Here is a 14,642-nt window from a genome sequence, read left to right as displayed (position 1 = left end):
CCGGCTCGCCAGGAGAAGACCCTGAGCACTCTGCATCGCGCCCGCGTCGTCGTGTTCGTCTCCGGTTCCGGCACCCTGTTGCAGGCCCTGCTGGACGCCGCCGCGACCGACGACTACCCGGCGGACATCGTGGCCGTCGTCGCCGACCGGGTCGGCATCGAGGGGCTGGCCCGCGCCGAGCGTGCCGGCGTGCCCACGCATGTCCTGAAACTGCGCGACTTCCCGGACCGGCCGACCTGGGACCGGGCGGTGGCCGACCTGGTCGGCACGCTGAAGCCGGACCTGCTGGTGACCGCCGGCTTCATGAAGCTGTTCGGCGAGGAGTTCATGGGCCGCTTCGGCGACCGCATCATCAACTCGCACCCGGCCCTGTCCCCGGCCTTCCCCGGCGCGCACGCCGTGCGCGACGCGCTGGCCTACGGCGTGCGGGTCACCGGCTGCACGGTGTTCCTGGTGGACAACGGCGTGGACACCGGGCCGGTGGTGGCCCAGGAGGCCGTGCCGGTCGAACCCGGCGACGACGAGGCCACGTTGCACGAACGCATCAAGAAGGTGGAGCGGCGACTGCTGGTCGACGTGGTCGCCCGACTGGCCCGTGAGGGCTGGACCCTTGACGGACGAAAGGTGAGCATCCCGTGACCGAGGCAGGAACCGCGCAGCGCCGTCCCGTGCGCCGCGCGCTGATCGGCGTTTCGGACAAGGCCGGACTGCTGGAGCTGGCCACCGGGTTGCACGAGGCCGGGGTGGAGATCGTGTCCACCGGCGGCACCGCCAAGGCGATCGCCGACGCGGGCGTGCCGGTGGTGCCGGTCGAGCAGGTGACCGGTTTCCCCGAGTCGCTGGAGGGCCGGGTCAAGACGCTGCACCCGAGCGTGCACGCCGGCCTGCTGGCCGACACCCGCAAGCCGGACCACCTGCGGCAGCTCGACGAGCTCGGCATCGCCGCGTTCGACCTGCTCGTGGTGAACCTGTACCCGTTCACCCAGACCGTGGCCTCCGGCGCGAGCCCGGACGAGTGCGTCGAGCAGATCGACATCGGCGGGCCGGCCATGGTGCGGGCCGCGGCCAAGAACCACCCCAGCGTCGCCGTCGTGGTCGACCCTGCCCGCTACGAGTGGGTGCTGGACAACGTCAAGGCCGGCGGCTTCACGCTGGCCGACCGGCAGCGGCTGGCCGCCGCCGCGTACCGGCACACCGCCTCCTACGACGTCGCCGTGGCGTCCTGGATGGGCAGCGTGCTCGCCCCCGACGATGAAGGCTCGGGCTTCCCGGGCTGGGTCGGCGCCACCTGGGACCGGTCCAACGTGCTGCGGTACGGCGAGAACCCGCACCAGAAGGCCGCGCTGTACGTCTCCAGCCACGGGCGGGGCGGGCTGGCCACGGCGGAGCAGTTGCACGGCAAGGAGATGTCGTACAACAACTACGTGGACGCCGACGCCGCGTGGCGCGCCGCCCATGACCACACCGCCGCGTGCGTGGCGATCATCAAGCACGCCAACCCGTGTGGCATCGCCGTGGCCGAGGACATCGCCGACGCCCACCGCAAGGCCCACGCCTGCGACCCGGTCAGCGCCTTCGGCGGCGTGATCGCGGCCAACCGCGAGGTCACCGTGGAGATGGCCGAGCAGGTCGCGGAGATCTTCACCGAGGTCATCGTCGCGCCGTCCTATGCGGACGGTGCGGTGGACGTGTTGGCCCGCAAGAAGAATGTCCGGATTCTGGTCGCTCAGCCGCCGGTGCGCGGCGGCGCCGAGTTCCGGGCCGTGTCCGGCGGGCTGCTCATGCAGACCGTCGACACCATCGAGGCGGACGGCGACGACCCGGCCAAGTGGACCCTGGCCACCGGTCCCGCCGTGGCCGAGGACGTGCTGGCCGACCTGCACTTCGCGTGGCGGGCGTGCCGGGCCGTGAAGTCCAACGCCATCCTGCTCGCCCACGCCGGTGCCACCGTCGGTGCCGGCATGGGCCAGGTCAACCGCGTCGACGCCGCCCGCCTGGCCGTCGCCCGGGCCGGTGACCGCGCCAAGGGCTCCGTGGCCGCGTCCGATGCCTTCTTCCCGTTCCCGGACGGCCTCCAGGTGCTGCTCGACGCCGGTGTGAAGGCCGTCGTCCAGCCCGGCGGCTCCGTCCGTGACGCCGAGGTCATCGCCGCCGCCGAAGCCGCCGGCATCTCCCTCTACCTCACGGGCACGCGCCACTTCGCGCACTGAGGCATGGTGCTTGGAAGGGACCCTTCCTGACGTCCAACGTCAGGAAGGGTCCCTTCACATGTCTCGGAGCTCCAGCACGAACTCCGCCGCGCAGGCGGCCGTGCAGGGCCATTGCTGGCCGCAGACCGCGCAGCTGGCGTCCGTGCACTGGTGCGTGGTGAGCACCTCGGCGGCGTGCCGGCGGTAGCCCGCCAGCGTGTCGTTCCAGGTGTTCCTCGTCGTCGTCGGTGTGGGCTCCATTGCCATCACGACCTCCCACTCGGATGTCCTGCAATCAGTGTGCTCCAGGTCACTCAAGGGTGAGTGGATGATCACCCCATAGGCGTGTCCCCGCCGCTTGACGGCCCGGCCGCGGTGGTGTTGACTTAGCTCATCGGTTCGAACGTGAGTTCGAATCAGGAGGTGGTCCGGATCGGGGTCCGGCCAGCTCCGAAACCGCCGTCTTCCCCACGGCGGGCCGCAGGTGCAGGGGTGCGCACGCGGCCGTGACAGTGGGCGAGGAGGTGGCTGGTGTCCGGGTCGGCAACGGCGTCGTTGACCACGCTCAACGGGGTGAGCGCAGCCAACGAGCTGACCCAGGCGCCGGTGGAGAAGGCGCTGCCGGTCCTGGACGGACTGGCCGGCCTGTTGCCGTGGGGCGGCCTGCGGCGCGGGAGCACCGTGGTGGTGCGCGGGTCCACCACGCTGTTGTTCGCGCTGCTGGCCGCCGCCACGGCCGAAGGCTCCTGGGCCGCCGTGGTCGGCATGCCCGATCTCGGCCTGGTGGCCGCCGACGAGCTGGGCGTGGTCGTGCACCGCCTGGCCCTCGTGCCCGCCCCCGGCGCCGAACTCGTCTCGGTGACCGCCGCCCTGCTCGACGGCGTCGATCTTGTCGCCGTGGCCAAGCAGCCCCGCCCGGCCGAAGCCCGCAGGCTCTCCGCCCGGGCCCGCCACCGTGGCTCCGTGCTCATCCCCGTCGGCGCCTGGCCCGGGGCTGACCTCGAACTCAACGGCGTAGACCGCTGGTCCGGCCTTGCCGACGGCCACGGCTTCCTGCGCAACCGTGAACTCATCGTCCGCTCCCACGGTCGCGGCGCCGCCGCCCGTGGCAATCAGGTGCGGCTCACCTTTCCCGGCGGCGCGATCTCCCTGCCCACGCCCACGCTTCGGCCGGTGCCTGACGCGCCGGCCGTCGGCAAACCGCGGCTACGGCAGGTGGTCTCGTGACGGCCGTGCGCACGCTGGTGCTCTGGTGCCCGGACTGGCCGGTGTTGGCGGCGGCCAAGTCGGCCGGCCTGCCCTCGCACCGGCCGGCGGCGGTACTGGCCAACAACCGGGTCATCGCCTGCTCGGCGGTGGCCCGCGGGGAGGGCATCCGGCGCGGCGATCGCAAGCGCAGTGCGCAGGGGCGGTGCCCGGAGTTGGCGGTGTTCGAGGAAGACCCGGCCCGTGACGCCCGGATGTTCGAGCCGGTGGCGGCGGCGGTGGAGAAGCTGGCCACGGGCATCGAGGTGGTGCGCCCGGGCATCGTGGCGCTGCCGGTGCGCGGCCCGGCCCGCTACTACGGCTCCGAGGAGACGGTGGCCGAGCGGCTGATCGACCAGGTGGCGGCCGAGTGCGACCTGGAGTGTCAGGTCGGCGTGGCCGACGGCCTGTTCGCGGCGACGCTGGCGGCCCGGCGCGGGCAGATCGTGCCGGCCGGCGGCAGTGCGGAGTTCCTGGCCCCGTTGAGCGCCATGGAGCTCAGCCCGCCCGGCGGCCCCGACCGTGCCGACTTCGTCGACCTGCTGCGCCGGCTGGGCCTGCGCACCCTCGGGGCGTACGCGGCGTTGAGCGAGCGCGACGTGGCCTCCCGCTTCGGCGCGGACGCGGTTGCCACCCACCGGCTGGCCCGTGGCCTGGAGGAACGGCCGCCGGCCAGGAGACGAACGCCACCGGAGCTTTCGGTAACGCATTCACCCGACCCGCCGCTAGACCGCGTGGACGCTGCTGCGTTCGCCGGGCGCGCGCTGGCGGAGCAGCTGCACGAGAAACTCGCGGCTCGGGGGCTGGCCTGCACTCGGCTCGGCGTCCACGCGAGCACGGACAACGGTGAGGAGCTGGGGCGGGTGTGGCGTTGCGCCGAGCCGCTCACCCCCACCGGCATCGCCGACCGGGTGCGCTGGCAGCTCGACGGCTGGCTGCGCGCGGCGCCCGGCAGCCGGCCCAGCGCCGGCATCACCAAGTTGTGGCTCGACCCCGTCGAGGTGGTCGACGCCACCGCGCTGCAGCTGGGGCTGTGGCACGGGGGCAGGGAGGATCCGGGAACCGGGGCCGAGCGGGCCAGCCGGGCCTTGGTCAGGGTGCAGGGGCTGCTCGGTCCCGATGGCGTTGTCACCGGTGTGCTCGGTGGCGGACGCGGGCCATCGGACCGGGTCCGGTACGTGCCGTGGGGCGAGGAACGCCTGCCCGGCGCCGATCCGGATGCACCGTGGCCGGGCCGGCTGCCGTCGCCGTCCCCGGCGACCGTGCCGGCCGACCCGGTGGCCGCCGAGGTGCTCGACGCCTCGGCGGCCCCGGTCGGCGTCAGCGGGCGGCACCGCCTCACCGGCCGGCCGGCCGCCGTGTCCGTTGCCGGCGGGCCGGCGCGGCCCGTGGTGGCGTGGGCCGGGCCGTGGGCCGTTGAGGAGGGCTGGTGGGAGCGGGGCGGTGTCCGTCGCCGGGCCCGGCTCCAGGTGCTGCTGGACGGAGTCGAACAGACCGCGCTGCTGCTGGTCCGCGAGGGCCGGGCGTGGGCGGTGGAAGGGGTGTACGACTAGATGAGCGACGACCAGTGGGAGACCACCTCCTGGGACGCGCAGCGCGACCCGTGGTTCACCGAGCCCGCGTGGCCCACCCGCCAACCCGCCCTGCCGCCGTGGTCGGCCCAGGAGTTCGCGCAGCTGATCCCCGCCCCGCGCCGTTCGACCGAGTGGGATCTCTAGACCGGGAACGCCGACTGGAAGGCCAGCCGGTGGTCGGCCGTCGCGGCGATGCGGGTGAGTTCGTCGTCCAGCTCGAGGAACGCCTGCCACGGTTCGCCGGGCAGCCGGGCGACGACGAGCTCCTCCAGGTCGGGGACGCGTTTGGCCTTCCAGATCTTGTCGGCCAGGCTGACCACCAGGTCCTCGGCGGTGATGTCGGGCGCGGCCCACGAGGCGTGATTGGCCGCGAAGCGGGCCAGCTGAGCCGGAATGCCGTGGGAGAGCAGGAGATCACGGCCGGCCGGCTCGTGGCGGTGGCCGGGGCCGGACAGCTCGTCGCGGTGGATGACCTTGCCGATGTCGTGGGTGGCGGCGCCGAAGAGCACGGCGTCGGCGTCGAGCTCCAGCCGGCCGTCGAACCAGTCGACGAGTTGGGCCGCGACATCGTGCACGGCGCGGAGATGGGCCGCCAGTCGGGGCGGGGCGTCGAGTTCGCGCAGTAGTTCCGCGGCGCCGGCCGGCAGTGGGCGGAGGCTGGACTCGGTCAGGGCACGCGACAGCACACCCTCGAAGATAACCGTCCACTCGCCACAATCGGGCGATTGTTCGGGGCGACCGCGAATGCCAGCCTGGATCCCATGTCGAGCGACTTCCAACGCCGCAAGGTCGCCGGCGTCTTCAACGCCATGGACGTCGACGGAGACGGATTCCTGACCGAAGGGGACTTCCGGGCCCTGACCGACCGCTGGACCGCGATCCGTGGCTGGGCGCCGGGCACCGAGGGGCACGAGAAGCTGACCGGGGTCATGATGGGCTGGTGGCAGGCGCTGCTGGCCGCGTCGGACCGCAACCGGGACGGCAAGGTCTCGCTGGACGAGGTGCTGCTCGTGGTGGACGAGCTGCCCGGGCGGCCGGAGACCGTCGGCGCCACGGCCGACGCGATGTTCGACGCGGTCGACGAGAACGGCGACGGGGAGATCTCGGCGGCCGAGTACCGGCAGGCGATCGAGGCCTGGACCGGGCGGACCACCGACACCGACCACATCTTCCCGATCCTCGACGGCAACGGTGACGGTCACCTGTCCCGTGAGGAGTTCGTGGTGCTGTGGACCGAGTTCTGGGCCGGTGACGACCAGGGCGCGGCCGGCAGCCTGGTGTTCGGGTGGGTCGCCGCGCACTGATCAGGGTCCACAGTGGATAGCGGGTTTTGCTTGACGGCCTACGACTCCGCCCCTTCGGGCACCGCGGCCGACTGCCAGCCGTAGTCCCGCGGCCAGGCCGCGCCGGTGGCCCAGGCCACGAAGAGTTCCGTCACGTCAGCGGGTTCGTCCAGCTCGGTCCACAGGTCCTCGCCGTCCCGCCGCTCGATCAGGAACGGGCTGTCCGCCTCGCGCCAGGTCTGCAGGTACACGCCGGGTTCCCGCTCCGCCACCGCGAACCGGTCGCCGGCGCCGCCGAGCCGCGCCATCAGGGCGCGCAGCTCGGGCTCGGTGAGACCGGACAGCGCGGCGCCGTCCTCCGTGGCCACGGTGATCGGCAGGGGGTCGTTCGCTCGTTCCACCGACCCATTTTCCCAGTACTGGACGGGAAAATCGCCCCTTCCGCGCAAAAACGCCGCTGACCTGCGGTGATCATCAGGCGGTTGCGCTGCCGCTGAACACGGCCTCGCGCCCGATTATGCGGCACGCGGCGGCGCTACCTGGGGTTTCGCTGCGTAGGCCGGCTTGACATGGCCAGTCCGGGGAAGCATAGTCGAACACAAGTTCTAAAGGAGGCGCACGGCATGGGCTGGAACAATCCACCGATTCGCTGGCGCGACCTCGAACGTACCCTCTCGGGCCGTCCCGGGGTGATCCCGGACGGCGGGGACGCCCCGGGCTACAGCCGGAAGCGGGACGGGTACGAGAAGCCGGGGGACATGCCGGCGCAGCTGTCGCCGGAGACGACGGTGTACGGGGACGAGAAGCGCATCCCGTACGCGGAACTGCACTGCCATTCCAACTTCAGCTTCCTGGACGGGGCGAGCCACCCGGAAGAGCTGATCGAGGCGGCGGGGCGGATGCGGCTGGACGCGATCGCGCTGACCGACCACGACGGCATGTACGGGGTGATCAGGTTTGCCGAGGCGGCCAAGGAGGTGGGCATCCGGACGGTGTTCGGCTCGGAGCTGAGCCTCGGCTTGTCCATGCCGCAGAACGGGATCGCCGACCCGGAAGGCAACCACCTGCTGGTGCTGGCCCGAAACCCGGAGGGCTACGCGGCGCTGTGTCGGGCGATCACCAAGGCGCAGCTGGACGGCAAGGAGAAAGGCCGTCCGGTCTACGACCTGAACGAAGTGGCGGCCGAGGCGAACGACAACTGGGCGGTGCTTACGGGCTGCCGCAAGGGAACCGTGCGCACGGCGCTCGCACACGAGGGGCGGGCGGGTGCGGAGCGTGAGCTGAAGCGGCTGATCTCGTTGTTCGGCAAGAGGAACGTGTTCGTGGAGCTGACCGACCACGGCCTGGCCGAGGACACGGTCCGCAACGACCTGCTGGTGGAGCTGGCCAAGGAGCACGGAGTCCAGTACCTGGCCACGAACAACGTGCACTTCGCCACGCAGGACCGGAATCGCCTGGCCGGTGCGCTGGCGGCGGTGCGGGCCCGGCGCAGCCTGGACGAGATGGCCGGCTGGCTGCCGGCGTCGAGCGCGGCGCATCTGCGCACGGGTGAGGAGATGATGCACCGCTTCCACCGCTACCCGGAGGCGGTGCACAACGCGGCGATCCTGGCCGTGCAGTGCGCGTTCGATCTCGACCTGCTGGCCCCGAAGTTGCCGCCGTTCCCGGTGCAGCCGGGCCACAGCGAGGACAGCTACCTGCGCCTGCTGACGATGCGCGGGGCGCGCAAGAAGTACGGCTCGCCGAGCACGAATCCCAAGGCGTACCAACAGATCGAGCACGAGCTCAAGGTGATCAAGGACCTGGGCTTCCCCGGCTACTTCCTGATCGTCTGGCAGATCGTGGAGTTCTGCCGCAAGGCCGAGATCCTGTGCCAGGGCCGGGGATCGGCGGCCAACTCGGCGGTCTGCTACGCGCTGGGCATCACCAACGTGGACGCGGTCAAGCACAACCTGCTGTTCGAGCGCTTCCTCGCGCCGGCCCGTGACGGACCTCCGGACATCGACCTGGACATCGAATCCGACCGCCGCGAGGAGGCCATCCAGTTCGTCTACAACACCTACGGCCGCACCTGCGCCGCGCAGGTGGCCAACGTGATCTCCTACCGGGCCAAGATCGCCGTCCGTGACATGGCCCGCGCGCTGGGCTACTCATCGGGGCAGCAGGACGCGTGGACCAAGCAGATCGACCGCTGGGGCCCGCTGCCGACCACCGAGGGCGAACGCGACCACGACATCCCGGAGCTGGTGGTGGAGCTGGCCAACCAGCTGGCGGGTTTCCCGCGGCACCTGGGCATCCACTCCGGCGGCATGGTCATCTGCGACCGGCCGGTGAGCGAGGTCTGCCCGGTGGAGTGGGCCCGTATGGAGAACCGGTCGGTGCTCCAGTGGGACAAGGACGACTGCGCGCTGGCCGGCCTGGTCAAGTTCGACCTGCTCGGCCTGGGCATGCTGTCGGCCCTGCACTACGCGGTGGACCTGGTGCAGGACTTCGAGGACGTCACGGTCGATCTGTCCACACTGGACCTGGACGACCCGAAGGTCTACGACATGCTGTGCCAGGCCGACACCGTCGGCGTGTTCCAGGTGGAGAGCCGGGCCCAGATGGCCACGCTGCCCCGGCTCAAGCCGCGTGTGTTCTACGACCTGGTGGTGGAGGTGGCGCTGATTCGGCCCGGCCCGATCCAGGGCGGCTCGGTGCACCCGTACATCCGGCGGCGCAGCGGAGCCGAGGAGGTGAAGATCGACCATCCGCTGCTGGAGCGGTCGCTGGAGCGGACCCTTGGCGTGCCGCTGTTCCAGGAGCAGCTGATGCAGATGGCGGTGGACGTGGCCGACTTCAGCCCGGCCGAGGCCGACGAGCTGCGTCGGGCGATGGGGGCCAAGCGGTCGACGTACCGGATGGAGCGGCTGCGGGAGCGCTTCTACGCCGGCGCCGCGGCCAACGGCATCACCGGTGAGCTGGCCGACGACATCTTCCGGAAGTTGTTGGCGTTCGCCAACTTCGGCTTCCCGGAGAGCCACGCGCTCAGCTTCGCGCACCTGGTGTTCGCCTCGGCCTATCTGAAGCTGTATCACCCGGCGGCGTTCTGCGCGGCGCTGCTGCGGGCCCAGCCGATGGGCTTCTACTCGCCGCAGTCGCTGGTGGCCGACGCCCGCCGGCACGGCGTCACCGTGCACGGTCCGGACATCAACGTCAGCCTGTCGCACCCGACCCTGGAACTGCCGGGACCGTCGGTGCGGCTGGGTATCGGCGCGATCCGCACCATCGGCGACAAGCTGGCCGAACGCATCGTCGACGACCGCGAGGAGAACGGCCCGTATCGCAGCATGGTCGAGCTGGCCGGCCGGATCGGGCTGACCACGCCGCAACTGGAGGCGCTGGCCACCGCGGGCGCGTTCACCAGCCTGGGACTGGAGCGCCGGGAGGCGTTGTGGGCCGCCGGCGCCGCGGCCAAGGAGCGCGCGGGCCGGCTGCCCGGCACCGTGACCGGCACGGACGCGCCGATGCTGCCCGGCATGGACGTGGTCGAGGTGGCCGCGGCCGACGTGTGGGCGACCGGCGTCTCGCCGGACAGCTACCCGATCCAGTTCGTGCGGGGAAAGCTGACCCAGATGGGCGCGATTCCGGTGGCAGAGCTGGGAAAGGTCGAGGACAGGACGCGGGTGCTGGTCGGCGGCGCGATCACCCACCGGCAGCGGCCGGCGACCGCGGGCGGCGTCACGTTCCTCAACGTGGAGGACGAGACCGGCATGCTGAACGTGGTGTGCAGCGAGGGATTGTGGCGGCGCTACCGCCGGATCGCCCGTACCAGCTCGGCGGTGCTGGTGCGCGGCGTCCTGGAGAAGGCCGAGGGGGTGATCAGCCTCCAGGCGGACCAGTTGCGGCACCTGGACATCCGCGTGCCCTCCACCTCACGTGACTTCCGTTGACCGAAAGTCCGGTGGTCAAGCGCGGTGTGCCGTAAGGCGTTTCGGATCTACTAGGCTCGACTCGCCGCGATCGGCCATCCGAGGATCGCCGTGCGGCCGGGAGGAGGGCTGCGGGGGATGACCGAATCCGACCACGGGCGTGCGGATCAGTGGGCTGTGAACGGGCCCGCCCCGGATTTCTTCGCGACCGCGGGGAACGCTCCGCCGCCACCGCCCAAGCCGCGCCGGACGGCCTGGATCGTGGCCGGCGTCGTCGCGCTGGTGGTCGTGTCGGGGGTCGGGGTGGGCATCGGTGTCGTCCTCAGACAGTCCGCCGGCCAGCCGTCGAAACCGGCGGCGGCCCCGGTCTACTCGATGAACGCGGTGTCCAACGCCTGTGATCTCGTTGATCCCGCCCCGCTGACGAAGTGGTCGTCCACCCTCGCGGGCCCGCCCGAGCACCGCGAGGTCCGCCCGGACGCCACCGGCGCCGGCAGCCTCAGTTGCCGGATCTACTTCAACGGCGACGCCGTGAACACGGCCGAGATCATCGTCGATGCCGAGTTCACCAACGGCAGCGCCCCGGCTGCCTATGACAACTGGCAACGCGGTGACGCGGCCAAGACCGGCGTCGGCAAGGCATCCGGTCCGGTCACCGGAATCGGGGCCAAGGCCTACTGGCACACCGAGGTTTTCGGCGACCTGGTCACCGACACGCGGTACCTGCTGGCCGTGCTGGACGGCAACGTCTCGGTGCGCGTGCGGCTCAACGTCAGCCGGGACAAGGACGACTCCCCGGTGCAGCGCGAAGAACTGGAGTCGGTCGCCAAGGCCGAGGCCCGCCGGGCGTTGAACGGGCTGAAGCAGAAGTAGGGGGATGGGGCACCGATGACTGATTTCCCGGGTGAAGCCGACCAGCCCGACCCCGCCGCCGGGCCGGCGAGCCCGACCCCGGTCGATCGGCCCGGCTCGGTCGAGGCCGCAGCCGGCGAGGTTCGGCCTGCCCCAGTTCCGCCGGCGGTCGGCCCGACCCCGGTCGAGCAGCCCGGTTCGGCTGCGGCCGGTCAGGTTTCGCCTGCCCCGGCTCCGCTAGCCGCCGGTCCCGCCCCGACCACGCCCACCTTCGGCGCGCCCACATCTGGGTACGCGCCAGGCTACGGTCCCCGGTCCGGCTTTCCGCCGCCCGCAGCTCCGCCCCGCGGCGCGAAGGCTGGGCCGATAGTGGTCGGCGCGATCGGGCTGGTCACGGTGCTGGTCGTCGGAGTGGCGGTGGGCTTCCTCGTGAGCGGCGGCTCATCCACTCAGGCCGTGCCCACGTCGATTCCGGCTGCACCGAGCCAAGTTCCGACCACGACCGGCGCCCCGCAGTCTTCCGCGCCGCCGGGCAAGTACTCGATGGCGGCGATCACCAACGCCTGCGATCTGCTCGACCCCACACCGCTGACCAAGTGGTCCACCAAGCCAACAGCGCCGGTACACCAGGAACTCCCGCCCGATGGCGATTACGGTGGCGCGCTGACGTGCCGGCTGAACTACACCAGCACATCGCCCACCGACGGCGTCACCACCGACCAGGCCGGCATCGGTGTCAGCGCCGAGTTCACCTCCGCCGGCGAGTCGCCCGGATACGACCGGTGGAACGCCACCGTGCAGCCGGGGTGGACCAAAGGCACGATCCCGGGGCTCGGCGCCCAAAACTACTGGCTCGGGATCGCCGGCACGGCCCAGTCCCCGGGCGGGAGCTACATCGTCAGGGTGCAGGACAGCAACGTGTCGGTGGAGGTCCAGGTCGCGGTCCTCCGCGCGCACGGCGAGGACCCGGCCAAGCTGGACGATCTTGCCGCGATCGCCCAGTCGCAGGTGCGGGCCGTGCTTGATCGGCTCAAGAAGCCGTAGGCGTGACCCGGCGGCGGGCCTCGTCGGTGACCGGGGTGAAGAGGTTGACCAGGTTGCCGTCGGGGTCGCGGAACAGCAGCGACCGGTTGCCCCACGGCATCGTGGTCGGCTTCTGCACGATCTCGGCAGCGATGTCGGCCAACCGCTCGTACTCCTGGTCGACGTCATCGACCAGGAACTCGATGATCGCGGTGCGGTTCGACTCGGGCACGGCCGCGCCGGCGCTGAACAGCGCCATCGTCTCGGCGCTGCCGATGGCCAGCGTGCAGGACGGGCCCACGAGCTCGGCGAACTGCGGCGCCGGCCGGCGGGCTTGACGGCCGGTCACCTGCTCGTAGAACTCGGCCAGGCGGGCCACGTCGTTGGTGATGACGCGAACGGACACAAGCTGCATGACAGTTCCTTCCCAAGGGGTCGTCCGACACGCTAGGAGCAATACTGGACAGAATCCGCCCGGTATTGAGAGGATTTTTCGGTGGCCCGGCCCATCGCCCGCGTACTGGCCCTGCTGGAGATCCTGCAGAGCGGCGGCACCAGGACCGTCGCCGAGCTGGCCGCCCGGCTCGAGGTGGACGAGCGCACGGTCCGTCGCTACGTCGACCACCTGCACGACCTGGACATCCCGGTCCGTGCGATCCGAGGCCGCTACGGCGGCTACCGCCTGGCCCCCGGCTACCGGATGCCGCCGCTGATGCTCACCGACGAGGAGGCCTTGGCCGTCCTGCTCGGTCTGGTCGCCGGTCGCCGCGCCGGGGTGATCAGCACCGCCGCCGAGAGCGCGATCGCCAAAGTCCGTCGGGTGCTGCCCGACGCCCTCGGCCGTCGGCTCGATGCGCTGCTGGAGATCGCCGACTTCACGACACCGGCCCGGTCGGCGCTCACGACCGAGGCCGCGACCCTGCTGACCGTCGCCGAGGCGGCACGGGACCGCCGACCGGTTGATCTCGGCTACACCGCCGGACACGGCGGCGACAGCCGGCGCGTCGTCCATCCGTACGGGATCGTGGCGCATTCCGGCCGCTGGTACCTGACCGGCTTCGACTCGGCCAGCGGCGAGGTGCGCACGTTCCGCGTCGACCGGATCACGACCGTCGGCATGAGCGCCGGAACCTTTGATGTGCCAACGGGATTCGATCCCACGCAACAGGTTCTGACGGCGATTGCCGAGGCTCCGTACCGACACGAAGTGTCGGTACGGATTCAGGCGACGCCGGAACAGATCCGGGCCGTCTTTCCGCCCTCGATCGCCACGCTGGAGGACGCGGATTCCTGGGTACGGGCCCGAATCCGGGCCCAGGAGCTCGACTGGATACCCCCGCGGCTGGCCGCACTCGACCGACCGTTCGTCATCGAACAGCCGGACGCGTTGAAAGAATTGGTGCGAGCACTGGCGAACCGGCTCGCCGCCAACGCCGAAGACTGATCAGCGGCGGGGTTTCCCGGTGGCGGCGTCGAAGGTGTCGGTGCCGCCGCCGGTGCTGACGACAACCGTGTCGCCCTTGTCCTCCACCACGGGGATCCCGCCGGTCGGCGCCTCGAACGCCGGCGTGGTCCACAGATGCCTGCCATCCTGGCCCGCGGCAAACAGCTGGAGCCGGCCCTGGCACTGCTCAACGATGTACTGCGTGCGCACGCCGCCAGCGGCGCTGAAGCCGCAGCCCCCGTCCAGCCGAATCGTGCTCTCACGGCCATCCGCGTCGAAGTATCGGACGTGGTCGGTGCCGGCTTCCAACACCAGCCCCGGTCCGGCCGGGAAGAACTCGTATGCCGGGCCCTCCGGCGGCCCCGGCCAGCTGCCCTCGGACAGTGCCCGCTGCCAGCGCAGCTTTCCGCTGCGAGCGTCGAAGGCCACCGCCTCCCGTTCGGTCACCCGCAGGGCGACCACGAACACGGTGCTGCCGTCGCCGCTGAGCTTGACCGACGGAAACGTCCAGCCGCGGGCCCGGTAATGCCAGCGTTCCGCCCTGGTCGCGCTGTCCCGTGCCGTCACGCCGCTGAGCGCGCCGTCCTGCGCCTCGACAGTCACCGCGCCGGTTTCGCTGGAGGTGGTGGCGTCGACATCACGGGCCGCCGCGTAGGCCGAAGCGCCGAAACCCGTTGCCACAGCGAGCAAAGCGGTTACCACAGCGGTGGCGATCGCCGACCACCGGCCGACTTCGCCACGCAAGGCCTGTGCCACCGCGACCACCGCCAGCGCGACGGCCGTGACCAGCGGCCCGGGCCCGGATTCGAGACCCGGATGCTCCCGCAACATCAGATGCACGCCCACCGCAGCGCCCAACACCGCGGTCACGGCCGCGGTGCGGGGCGCGGCCAGGAACGCGCTCGCGATCGCCACCAAGCCGAGCAGCCCGAGAAGGACGATCTCCAGCCCGGCACCCAAACCAGGGCCGTCGAAGGTGAACCAGTACCACATGTGGAAAGCGTGGCCGAGCAAGGGAAACGCTGCCGCGCCGGCCATCCACGGCAGGAACCACGACGCGACGAAGGCGACGGCCGCCCCGGCCGTCGCCCCGTGCACCATCCCGCGCATGGCCGGATCAC

15 protein-coding genes are annotated in these 14,642 nt (G+C 71.4%); 10 read left to right on the top strand and 5 right to left on the bottom strand.

The features are described from left to right. Positions 1–51 precede the first annotated feature (51 nt). Positions 52–639 (top strand): phosphoribosylglycinamide formyltransferase, encoded by a 588-nt coding sequence (gene purN / locus M3Q35_RS30075; RefSeq protein WP_273935932.1) that lies wholly within the window; start codon positions 52–54, stop codon positions 637–639. After that, the gene (purH, locus tag M3Q35_RS30070) at positions 636–2,210 is read left to right on the top strand and encodes a bifunctional phosphoribosylaminoimidazolecarboxamide formyltransferase/IMP cyclohydrolase (protein ID WP_273935931.1); all 1,575 of its coding nucleotides are present in this window, start codon (positions 636–638) and stop codon (positions 2,208–2,210) included. The genes purN and purH overlap by 4 nt, the downstream gene beginning before the upstream one ends. A 54-nt stretch (positions 2,211–2,264) precedes the next feature. Here purH and M3Q35_RS30065 read toward each other — a convergent pair whose 3' ends face one another. Continuing rightward, positions 2,265–2,456, bottom strand: coding sequence for a hypothetical protein (locus tag M3Q35_RS30065; RefSeq protein WP_273935930.1), 192 nt, complete (start codon positions 2,454–2,456; stop codon positions 2,265–2,267). Positions 2,457–2,720: 264 nt separating this feature from the next. Between M3Q35_RS30065 and M3Q35_RS30060 the strand changes: the two genes are divergently transcribed. The 3 genes from M3Q35_RS30060 to M3Q35_RS30050 are packed head-to-tail and all read left to right on the top strand — an operon-like array spanning position 2,721 to position 5,152. Beyond that, positions 2,721–3,416 (top strand): hypothetical protein, encoded by a 696-nt coding sequence (locus tag M3Q35_RS30060; RefSeq protein ID WP_273935929.1) that lies wholly within the window; start codon positions 2,721–2,723, stop codon positions 3,414–3,416. Further along, positions 3,413–4,987 (top strand): DNA polymerase Y family protein, encoded by a 1,575-nt coding sequence (locus M3Q35_RS30055; protein ID WP_273935928.1) that lies wholly within the window; start codon positions 3,413–3,415, stop codon positions 4,985–4,987. Before M3Q35_RS30060 ends, M3Q35_RS30055 begins: the two co-directional genes overlap by 4 nt. Next, a complete protein-coding gene (locus M3Q35_RS30050) occupies positions 4,988–5,152 on the top strand; it encodes a hypothetical protein (RefSeq protein ID WP_273935927.1) in 165 nt (54 codons plus the stop codon). On the opposite strand, the gene M3Q35_RS30045 is transcribed toward M3Q35_RS30050, so the two are convergent. After that, positions 5,149–5,694, bottom strand: coding sequence for an HD domain-containing protein (locus tag M3Q35_RS30045; RefSeq protein ID WP_273935926.1), 546 nt, complete (start codon positions 5,692–5,694; stop codon positions 5,149–5,151). The genes M3Q35_RS30050 and M3Q35_RS30045 overlap by 4 nt on opposite strands. A 75-nt stretch (positions 5,695–5,769) precedes the next feature. On the opposite strand from M3Q35_RS30045, the gene M3Q35_RS30040 reads away from it, so the two are divergent. Next, on the top strand, positions 5,770–6,312 hold the full coding sequence (locus M3Q35_RS30040) for an EF-hand domain-containing protein (protein WP_273935925.1): 543 nt from the start codon (positions 5,770–5,772) through the stop codon (positions 6,310–6,312). Positions 6,313–6,350: 38 nt separating this feature from the next. Here the strand turns inward: M3Q35_RS30040 and M3Q35_RS30035 are convergent, their stop codons facing one another. Then, the gene (locus tag M3Q35_RS30035) at positions 6,351–6,692 is read right to left on the bottom strand and encodes a hypothetical protein (protein ID WP_273935924.1); all 342 of its coding nucleotides are present in this window, start codon (positions 6,690–6,692) and stop codon (positions 6,351–6,353) included. A 222-nt stretch (positions 6,693–6,914) separates the two neighbouring features. Between M3Q35_RS30035 and M3Q35_RS30030 the strand changes: the two genes are divergently transcribed. The 3 genes from M3Q35_RS30030 (at position 6,915) to M3Q35_RS30020 (ending at position 12,098) form a co-directional block, all read left to right on the top strand. Then, positions 6,915–10,223: an error-prone DNA polymerase gene (locus M3Q35_RS30030; protein ID WP_273935923.1), complete on the top strand. Its 3,309-nt coding sequence runs from the start codon at positions 6,915–6,917 to the stop codon at positions 10,221–10,223. 117 nt (positions 10,224–10,340) lie between these two features. Beyond that, the gene (locus M3Q35_RS30025; RefSeq protein ID WP_273935922.1) at positions 10,341–11,075 is read left to right on the top strand and encodes a hypothetical protein; all 735 of its coding nucleotides are present in this window, start codon (positions 10,341–10,343) and stop codon (positions 11,073–11,075) included. Positions 11,076–11,423: 348 nt separating this feature from the next. Next, positions 11,424–12,098, top strand: coding sequence for a hypothetical protein (locus tag M3Q35_RS30020; RefSeq protein WP_273935921.1), 675 nt, complete (start codon positions 11,424–11,426; stop codon positions 12,096–12,098). On the opposite strand, the gene M3Q35_RS30015 is transcribed toward M3Q35_RS30020, so the two are convergent. Beyond that, on the bottom strand, positions 12,085–12,492 hold the full coding sequence (locus tag M3Q35_RS30015) for a VOC family protein (protein ID WP_273935920.1): 408 nt from the start codon (positions 12,490–12,492) through the stop codon (positions 12,085–12,087). The genes M3Q35_RS30020 and M3Q35_RS30015 overlap by 14 nt on opposite strands. An 81-nt stretch (positions 12,493–12,573) precedes the next feature. On the opposite strand from M3Q35_RS30015, the gene M3Q35_RS30010 reads away from it, so the two are divergent. Continuing rightward, a complete protein-coding gene (locus M3Q35_RS30010; RefSeq protein WP_273935919.1) occupies positions 12,574–13,521 on the top strand; it encodes a helix-turn-helix transcriptional regulator in 948 nt (315 codons plus the stop codon). Here the strand turns inward: M3Q35_RS30010 and M3Q35_RS30005 are convergent, their stop codons facing one another. Further along, positions 13,522–14,631 (bottom strand): outer membrane protein assembly factor BamB family protein, encoded by a 1,110-nt coding sequence (locus M3Q35_RS30005; protein ID WP_273935918.1) that lies wholly within the window; start codon positions 14,629–14,631, stop codon positions 13,522–13,524. It abuts the gene before it with no gap. Between the last annotated feature and the right edge of the window lie 11 nt (positions 14,632–14,642).

Source organism: Kutzneria chonburiensis (assembly GCF_028622115.1).
GTDB classification, from domain to species: Bacteria; Actinomycetota; Actinomycetes; order Mycobacteriales; family Pseudonocardiaceae; genus Kutzneria; species Kutzneria chonburiensis.
The sequence above is the reverse complement of the archived record's forward strand: the minus strand, read 5'-3'. Positions and strand labels throughout refer to the sequence as shown.